This is a genomic window from Acinetobacter sp. 251-1 (genome assembly GCF_030329305.1).
Taxonomy (GTDB): Bacteria; Pseudomonadota; Gammaproteobacteria; order Pseudomonadales; family Moraxellaceae; genus Acinetobacter; species Acinetobacter piscicola_A.
This window is the reverse complement of the sequence record NZ_JACANS010000036.1, coordinates 1-9,089: the sequence shown is the minus strand read 5'-3', so window position 1 is coordinate 9,089 and position 9,089 is coordinate 1. Positions and strand designations below refer to the sequence as shown.

7 protein-coding genes and 1 pseudogene are annotated in these 9,089 nt (G+C 33.4%); 3 read left to right on the top strand and 5 right to left on the bottom strand.

The features are described from left to right. A pseudogene (locus HX129_RS17275) lies at positions 1-385 on the top strand (MobQ family relaxase); the annotation flags it as partial. A gap of 644 nt (positions 386-1,029) precedes the next feature. Next, positions 1,030-1,980: a replication initiation protein gene (locus HX129_RS17270; protein WP_286436378.1), complete on the top strand. Its 951-nt coding sequence runs from the start codon at positions 1,030-1,032 to the stop codon at positions 1,978-1,980. Positions 1,981-2,174: 194 nt separating this feature from the next. On the opposite strand, the gene HX129_RS17265 is transcribed toward HX129_RS17270, so the two are convergent. The 5 genes from HX129_RS17265 to HX129_RS17245 form a co-directional block, all read right to left on the bottom strand. Then, entirely contained in the window at positions 2,175-3,446 is a 1,272-nt protein-coding gene (locus tag HX129_RS17265) for an LlaJI family restriction endonuclease (protein ID WP_286436377.1), read from the bottom strand. Continuing rightward, complete coding sequence (locus HX129_RS17260; RefSeq protein ID WP_286436376.1) at positions 3,446-5,098, bottom strand: McrB family protein; 1,653 nt, start codon at positions 5,096-5,098, stop codon at positions 3,446-3,448. The genes HX129_RS17265 and HX129_RS17260 overlap by 1 nt, the downstream gene beginning before the upstream one ends. Positions 5,099-5,164: 66 nt before the next feature. Continuing rightward, on the bottom strand, positions 5,165-5,869 hold the full coding sequence (locus HX129_RS17255) for a hypothetical protein (protein ID WP_286436375.1): 705 nt from the start codon (positions 5,867-5,869) through the stop codon (positions 5,165-5,167). A 3-nt stretch (positions 5,870-5,872) separates the two neighbouring features. Next, entirely contained in the window at positions 5,873-7,105 is a 1,233-nt protein-coding gene (locus HX129_RS17250) for a DNA cytosine methyltransferase (protein WP_286436374.1), read from the bottom strand. 130 nt (positions 7,106-7,235) lie between these two features. Further along, on the bottom strand, positions 7,236-7,538 hold the full coding sequence (locus HX129_RS17245) for a hypothetical protein (protein WP_286436373.1): 303 nt from the start codon (positions 7,536-7,538) through the stop codon (positions 7,236-7,238). Positions 7,539-7,750: 212 nt separating this feature from the next. Here HX129_RS17245 and mobQ point away from each other — a divergent pair. After that, positions 7,751-9,089: MobQ family relaxase (gene mobQ, locus HX129_RS17240; protein ID WP_286436372.1), on the top strand; the 1,339-nt coding region annotated here is incomplete at its 3' end.

The following is a 9,089-nucleotide window of genomic DNA, read 5'->3' as shown; positions in this document are numbered from 1 at the left end:
AATCAGAAATAGTTATATATTTGAGGAAGATGATTATGGAAATAAATATTTTAGTCCTCAAAATGGTGAAAAACAAAAACGACTATACGCAGAAGATATGGAAGAGCTGAAAATCCAAAAATTGCATGCAGATTTTACAAAAAGCGTTGAAATGGAAGTGCAGCAAGAGTTTGACCGAAAAACAGCTCTACAGCTCGAAAATGACCGAAAAGATCGTGAATCTAGAGAACAGCAGTTGCATGAAGAAGAAGAACAACGTTATGAGCAAGAAAAACGAGCACCCGACCTTTTAGCATTTTCAAGACGTGAAGACCCAAAAAACCAGCAGAAAAATGAACCCAAAAAACCAGATTTTGATAATAATCCTGACTACATGCCTTGGTAACCCCCATTTAAACGCAAAAAAACGGGGTTTTTAGCGACTTTAACTAAAAATATAGGGAAACTATAGTTGATTAAAATAAAATTGCTTAGAACGCAAATGAGAGCATTTAGCGAGTGTCTACGAGCGTCACATTGAAAGTTCGCTTAATTCCCCTCTGAAAAACCGTTTTTACTGAATTACAGTAGATTGTGCTTAGCGAGTGTCTACGAGCGTCACAATGAAGCTTTTGCTTTTCAAAAAGCATGAGCGAAGCGAATGCATTATTGATGCTTTTGCTTTTTGAATACTCGATAAATTAAGAAAAAAACTGCCCCAACGAAGCGAGAGAAACGAGCTTCAATAGAGTACGAGCTTTAGCGAGTACCAAGGGCAGTTTTTATAGCCCGAATTTGAACAAGATTCCCTTTTATACTTTTAAAAAGCTTTTAAAAGCTTTTAGACCCCCCTCTAGCCCACGTCTAGCAATGCTTTCAGACTTTAAAAAACTACAAACGCCAAGTATTAAACTACAAATGCCAAGTTAAATACCCTTAAAAAACTACAAACGCCAAGTTTAAAAACTACAAATACCAAGTATTAAACTACTTGAATATATTTGTAGATTAATATATAAAATCTACTGACTTTAACAATGTAGAATAATTATGGGATTAGATATAAAAAAACATTACCCAAAAGATTGGGTTGTACTACAAAACAGAGTAGCTGAATGCTTTAGAGGGATGTCTCTTGATGAGAAACGTTTATTCATCATGGCAACACCACTAGCAAGGACAACTCAAGTATCAAGTAATGATCCTATTTTCATATCTTCAAGTGAATTTTCCCATGAATGTGGCATTGATATTTCAACAGCGTATACATCCCTAGAAACTGCATCAGACCGTTTGTTTACTCGTTTCTTTGGCTATACTGCTGAAAATGGTGATCGTATAAAAATGCGTTGGCTCAATAAAGTTATTTATAAGGTTGGGCAAGGTGGTACAGAATTATATTTTACCGATGAAGTATTATTACTACTTAGAGAGTTTGATGCTCTAAACCCTTATACTAAGTATAAAAAAGAGGTAGTTTTACGATTAAAAAAAGATTATTCCCTAGATTTTTATCACCTAGCAAAGAAACATCAAACAATGGGTAGTTTTCAAATTAGCTTAGACGAACTATTTGAACAATTGGGATTACCTGAATCATATAGGCGTATAGGCAATTTAAAAGATCGTGTAATTAAACCCTCATTAGAAGAGATTACAGAAAATACAGATATAAACCTGACCTATGAGAATATAAAAAGTGGGCGTTCAGTTATTGGTTTTAAATTTATAGTGAAAGAAAAACCTAAGCCAAAACTCACAGCACCCACAAGGGATACAAAAACCATAGATATGTTCTGCAATCTATCTGATGCTCAAATCAACAAGTACAGTACTATTTTATCTCAACTTTCTGAGCTATCAGACCTCAGTAATTTTCCTGATTATCCTACTTTTGCCCTTTGGATTGGTGGCATCTTACGAGATCCGAAAAGTGTCAGAGAGGAAACAGCTAAACGGATTTTTAAAGCTCTGCATAGCAAAACCGATTTCAAACCTTGATAAATTATTTAATGTAGCTAATGAAAATCGTGGAACTTTGATCAAGGAATAGGCGTGGAACGTGAAAAATGAATAAAAAAGCCCAATTCAGCTGAGTTGGGCTTTCTATTAAGAGATAAGGCAATGATTTATATGAAATAAAAAAGATTATTTCGCATAAGGCGTATTATGTTAATTTTAGGAAAACTTACCAATTAAATATAATCTGTAATATGAATTTTTTTAGACTTTAAGTAGCTCTCCATCACATCGTTAGGATCCAAATATAAACATTCAATAGGAATAAAATCTTCCGCTAGTTTCGCTAATTTTGTTTCATCTTTAGATTCTTCCCGATAAACCATTTCAATGTTGGATAGTGAATTGTTTACTCCTGGAAATATGAAAATATTTTTAATCGATTCAATCTTTGGATAAATCAATTTAACAGCCTTGACATAGAAAAACTGCTTAACTAAATCAGACCATCCAGGAGCATTATGCGCACCTGTAGCCGTATAGTATTTACTATCTATGACCCAACAAGAATTTTCACTCTTAATGAATACATCTAAGCGCATAGCCTTTTGATTTGAAGTTTCACTAAAATCTGTCGGACCTAAAAATTGATATTTAGGTACTGGTAGTAATGAATTAATTTTTTCTTCAACATCATGAAAAATATTTCTAAGTAAGAATTCCCAAACGTAATGAAATTTCCGAATTCCAATCACAATATTCTTGGATCCACTTTCATGAACCCTCTCTAAATATCTAATCAATAATTGCAGAGTTCTAATTTCTAAAGAAATAAAGGTTGAATGTAATCTTTGATTTAGAAGAGAAATTTTTTGATTAACATCCAGTTCATTAAGTAATTTCTTTTCACTTAACTGATCTTTAGATACAAAGTTAAATCTTTCATCTAGCCAGTGAAAATTTTGCAAAATGTCTAAAATAATTTCACAGTGAATACTGGAAATTAAATCATCTTGGTAAATGGAAACTGGGTATTTATGAAGGTCGAAGTAGATTGGAACATTATCACTAGTGAAGACAGGAAATTCTCTATTCACTGTTTTAGACCAATTCGTTCGTCCCTTTTCACTATAAGTATGTGTCTTAGATCTTAAGATCCCCACACTGAAATATAGATCTATAATTTCAAAAATGTCTGTTAAGGAAATTTCTTCAATAGCCTTACCTTGTTCATCTTCATCAAATGCTAACAAACTAGAATCAATAGAATTTTTATAAGAATGAATTACCTTAATTAAATTTCCTATAGATTCAATTTTTTTAGAGTCTGATCCAGCAGGAGCAAAGCAGTATGTACAATCTTCAGAGATAATGACCCCACAAAATGCAATTTTTCGTCCCTGATTAACTACATCAAGACCGCCAACTGAAACCAATTTATCAATTACATAATCAGGGATTTTTTTTGAGTCGATAAATTGTTTATCTTCAAAAAACTGATATTCCATTACTCTGCTTCTGTCTTATTAGAGTTCTCAGTATCTACATCTTGTTTTGTTTGTAATATCTCCATAAATTTATCTGAGAATATTGGCTTCTGATCAGAATACCGTTGATATAGCTCACCATACCCATGAATATCACTTCTAAAGATTTCATCTTTATTCTTATACTTAAGGGCATCATCCCATAAATATGAACAAATTTTACCAATGAAAGTCTGTTCAGCTTGATCTTCAACTAGATCACTATCTTTAATAAACCACGGACCAATAAGCTTATCTTCTACAACCTTGAGTTGAACCAAAACAGTATTAATAGTTTGGGCTAATGTTTTCCATTCTACATGTGGTAAAACTGCATGATGAATTGGAATTTCACCTGTTGCACAATTTGTAAAATCTATTGGTAGGTATTCAAAAATCCAGCGTCTTTTAAATGCAGTATCTAATGGAAAAACAGCCTGATCACTACTATTCATCGTTGCAATAATTGATAAGTTACTAGGTATCATCAACTGACGTTTTACAATGGATTCATGCTCTGAACCTAAGGTTTCTTTTAAAGCATCATATAAATCTTCATCTTGTATCAGAATTGGATACTCACTTTTTCCTTTATCATCTCTATCTAATAGCTGGAAAATCTCTCCAAATACTGCAGCAGTATTTGCTCGATTTAGTTCTTCAATAACTAAAAAATGATGGTTTTCTTGATTTAATAGAGCTTTTTCAAGTATCTGAATAAAAGGACCTTTTCGAAAGCTATAAGTGATACTTCCAGTAGAGTCTTTATGTGGTTTTAAACAGCCAATAAAATCAGAATATTGGGTTTCTGGATGAAATACTGTACGAATATAATTTTTACCAATTATCTTACTAACTGATGCACTTTTTCCTGCACCTGGAGCGCCATAAATAATTGTATTTTTACCAATTTTAGACTGAATTTCTTCAACATCTGTTAAGCCACTAATATTATTTTGAATGTCTCTATCAATCATCAATTTAACAACATTCTTATGGTTAGGGTCACCAATAAAAGTTGCTTTAAAATCTTCTACACTTAATCTAGATACTGTACATTCATTTTTAATATTTTCTGAATTTTTAAATTGATATTTATTATTATAGCTAGTCAGAAAATCTGCCAAAACTAATCTATTTAAAAAATATTTGAGACTAGTTTCATTTGGAGAAGAAACAGAGCTTGGAACTAATTCATTGATATTTTTCATATCATTGAGTGAAAATTCATTATCTCCAAAATTGTCTATTAAGACTTTTAAGGGATGAACTACTTTATTATTAATAAGAAATTCTGTATTTAGAGCATATCTTTGCATATATTTTTGTATGCAGTTATCAATTTTGCTAATTGGTTGATTAAGGAGATTTTTAGCTGCTTCACTTAAATGAAATTCATCATTTTCTTCATAAAAAATCCCTAACTCACGAGCAATTGTATAAGCGCTATTATAAAACTTTTGTGTTGAATCACTTGTTGTAGGATCAAATATCATTAGAGATTGGTATAATTGTTCAGCTTTATTTAATTTTTTATCTTTGCTAAGTTTTGAATAACAATCTAGATAGGCTAAAATTAGTCCGCCATTCACATCTCTCCACTGATCTAATTTTAAAGAATCTAATGCTTTCATCGTAATTCAGTACACTATAACAATAAATTTATCATAGTGTACTGGTTTTAAAAGACATTTTCAGAGCTAATTAAAGTTTGTCCATTGTTCAGCCATAGCTTTAGCCATACCTTTAAATGTCTTGCTTCTAAGATTGCGACGCTCTTCCGCTGTTTTAGCTTTAGATAAAGCTTCGGCATACCATTTAGGCATCGATTTTCCACTACCAAAAGTAATACGCTCACCTTTGCCAACAATATTTGTTGGAGTAAGTAACGGTAAATTCTTAAGCCATAAACAAGTTGTTTTGGTAGCTTCATCACCAAACATATAAGGTTGAACAATTTGGGTCGCTTTACCTATATGAGAACTCATAACACCAACAGGGTTTTCAATTGCAATACGCTCAATATCAGTTTCCCAAAGAGCCTTAAAGAAAACGATTGCTTCATCTCTATCTTTTGCTCGATTTGGAAATTTAGGGTGTGGACGTCGTTGATCAGTTGGTAAATGTTTATCTTCTGGATGGTAATACCACTGCGCACCACTAACTGCTAAGTAAGTACATGGTGGATGAGCAATCATCATATCCCAATCTGAAACAAAGGATTCATGACCATTTTGCAATACACCTCCTTTATTTTTGATAATTTCAAAAACATCAACATTAAAATGCCATTCAGGATGTCCACCACTGCATGGCAATAAATCACAACTATAAGCTTGGTGTCCTAAAGCTCGAAGTTCTTTGGTAACAGCTTGACTTTCTTCACAAGCAACTAAAACTTTCATACATCATTTACCTAAAAACTTAGAAATACCAATGGCAATTTTTTCTGCCATTAAAGGAGGAACTGCATTACCAATCATTTTATAGCAGTACCCTGCACTACCTAAAAATTGATAATCCATAGGAAATGATTGCAATAAAGCAGCTTCTCGGATAGTGATTGAACGAGCTTGATTAGCATCAGGATGAATAAACATCAGGCCATCTTTATAAAGATGAGCAACAATTGTAGGTGATGGTTGGTCCCATTCTAAATTTCGATATTTAGCGTGATTAGATGATTTACCTTTTAAGCGATTATAAAAGCCAATCTTTTCATCATTAGTCAGTTTATTCATCCCTTGAGAAACCCACTGTTTGAAAATATTCACATCTGATGGATTATGGTATCGAGGTGTATGATGAGAGATTTGATCAGCATCCCCTGTATGAGAAATATTTTTTCCTTTAATTTTTAAGGGCTCGGATAAAGGCATAAATTTGGGTAAATCTTTGATAGCATCCGCAACGGTCTTAAGATCAGAAGACTTTTGTTCATCAATTGATTGATAAATTTCATCAACATCAATATCTAAATCCTTACGGATTCCAATAATGATTACCCTATTTCGTTTTTGAGGAACACCAAAATCAGAAGCTGTATAGGTTGCCTCTTTTAATCGTTTAGCTTCTTTTATCTGATAGCCAATCTCAGAGAATGCTTCAAAAATTCGATCTATAACTAATTTTTCACCTGGTTTAGCCGTTAAAATTCCAGGAACATTCTCAAAAACAAATAATTTAGGCCTAAATTCATCAACTACTTTTACAAAACTTTCAAAAAGATAATTTCTATAATCATCTTTCATAGAATTTTTATCTTGAGCACGACCTGCTATTGAGTAAGCTTGGCAGGGAGGGCCACCAATAACGACATCAACTGATCGATCTTGTACAATACCTTTTAAGCCGAATTTTTTAACAAGGTCAGAATTGGTTTGACCATAAAAGCTGTTAGTCTCATTGCTCCAATTACCATGAATCAATTCTTCTGTTTTTTGGATATCAAAATGTATGACCGTATCCGTTGCTTGGTCCTTTGAGTAATTCCACTTGGTCACTAAACGATTACGCAAAGTGCCAACCATTGGGACTTCCCACTCTACATGCGCAAGACCTTCAAACAAATTAGAATTAGAAAAACCTTCAGAAAGTCCTCCGCAACCAGCGAACAAATCAATATATGTAAACTTGGACATTAGAAAAACTAAGCAGAATCAAAAAAGGCATTATAGACGTACCTATTCAAAAAATCTGGTATTACTTATGAATAAAGGACATTACTTGACGCATTGGATACTATTTAACATAAAATCTCATATGCAAAATTTAGGTCTTATCCCACATAACGCCATTAAAAAGATCTTTATCTTTCTGCCTATTTTCTTCGGTCTTATTTTCCGTGTTTAAAAATTGCTCAAAATCGGCTAATTGCTGCTTAAACGATTCATCATTTTTTAATTTATTTAAAGCCCAAGCTCCCAGTAGAATTTTACGTCTCGTATCATCTTTTCTTTGTTGATCAGAAACTTTCTTTTTTTCACGTGCAATGGCAGCTTTTTTCTGTTCTTTTAGCTGTCTTAAGCGTTCTTCTTGCTTTGCAATTTTTTGCTCTAAATTATCAACACTCATACCATCACCGTATCAAGGAATCCCCCTCAAGCATAGGTCTGTTTGAATTGAAATTCAAGACATCCCATGCTATCGTGGTTTTCCCGAAGGGCGCACTTAGCCATTGAACAAAGTTCAATGGTGCGACAAGGGGTAAATCCCCTTTGTAATCCCCTGACCAACCTATACAGGTTGGTGAAATTTGGTAAACCAAATTTAAGAGCAAAAGCAACATGGCGATATATCATTTTTCAGTTAAAACGATGAGTAGAAGTAATGGGCGTTCAGCCGTTGCTTGTGCTGCATATCGTTCAGGTGAAAAACTGGTATGTGATTTCTATGGAAAAGAACAAGACTATACAAAAAAAACTGGTGTTGAATTTACAGAAATCTATGCCCCTGATAATACAAATACTGAGTTACTCAATCGCCAGATCCTTTGGAACGAAGTCGAAAAAGTTGAACGTAGAAAAGATGCCTTACTTGCAAGAGAGTTTGAGATTGCATTTCCAAGTGAGTTAAACGCTGAACAGCGTAAAAACATGCTTAATGAACTTTGCCAAGACCTCGTTAAAAAATACGGTGTCATCGTTGACGCTGCTATTCATGCACCGCATACAAGCAACGGAAGTGATGAACGCAATTACCATGCACACATCATGTTCACCACCCGAAGTATTAATGAGCATGGTGACTTTTCAGCAAAAAAATATAGGGACTTCAGTCGTGACAATGGCACAGAAACAGTAAACCACTGGAGAGAATTATTTGCAGAGTTATGCAATCACCACCTGGAACAAAATGGATTTGATGAACGTGTCGATCACAGAAGTTATCAAGATCAAGAAAGTGACCTAGAAGCCACTCAACACGAAGGTCCTCAAGCTACATACCTACGGAGACGAGGAATATTTACAAAGATTAGTCTGAAAAATGATGAGATTAAGCGACGTAATTTAGAAATCAAAAAGGTCATTGCACTTGATGAAAACATCAACGTATCTGAGGATCTTGTGCAAAAAGTACGAAGTGAACTTCAATTCCAACAGTCTGAAGCTGAATATTTAGGAAAAATTTCTCAGAAGCTTTCTGAATTCCAAAACGAAGAATTATCAAAATTAACAGCAGAATTAGACACAATGAGTTCTGAAATATCAGAACTACACAAAAAAGAGCCTTTATTTTTTAAAACAAAATGGATCAATCAAATCAATGACCTAATCGACCAACACAACACCCAACTAGATCGCCAAAAGCATATCTCTGGTCTTAGTGAAACAGAAAAAAAAGAGAGATATTCTAATCAGTTAAATAAATGGACAGAAGAAAATCAGTTGCTCCTGCCTAAAAAGTCTTTTGAAAAATTTAACGAAACAAACATTAGAGTTAAACAACGCAAACTGAATGATCAAATTTTAAATATAGATCATCAACTTTCAGAAATATCACGTAGAGAAAATGAATATCAAGAATATATTCGCATTCAACGCATGGAAATCAGAAATAGTTATATATTTGAGGAAGATGATTATGGAAATAAATATTTTAGTCCTCAAAATGGTGAAAAACAAA

What these genes read in the sequence shown, in the direction of transcription:
- HX129_RS17270 (WP_286436378.1), top strand. Translation starts at nt 1,030, where the DNA reads ATGGGATTAGATATAAAAAAACATTACCCAAAAGATTGGGTTGTACTA.
- HX129_RS17265 (WP_286436377.1), bottom strand. Translation starts at nt 3,446, where the DNA reads ATGGAATATCAGTTTTTTGAAGATAAACAATTTATCGACTCAAAAAAA.
- HX129_RS17260 (WP_286436376.1), bottom strand. Translation starts at nt 5,098, where the DNA reads ATGAAAGCATTAGATTCTTTAAAATTAGATCAGTGGAGAGATGTGAAT.
- HX129_RS17255 (WP_286436375.1), bottom strand. Translation starts at nt 5,869, where the DNA reads ATGAAAGTTTTAGTTGCTTGTGAAGAAAGTCAAGCTGTTACCAAAGAA.
- HX129_RS17250 (WP_286436374.1), bottom strand. Translation starts at nt 7,105, where the DNA reads ATGTCCAAGTTTACATATATTGATTTGTTCGCTGGTTGCGGAGGACTT.
- HX129_RS17245 (WP_286436373.1), bottom strand. Translation starts at nt 7,538, where the DNA reads ATGAGTGTTGATAATTTAGAGCAAAAAATTGCAAAGCAAGAAGAACGC.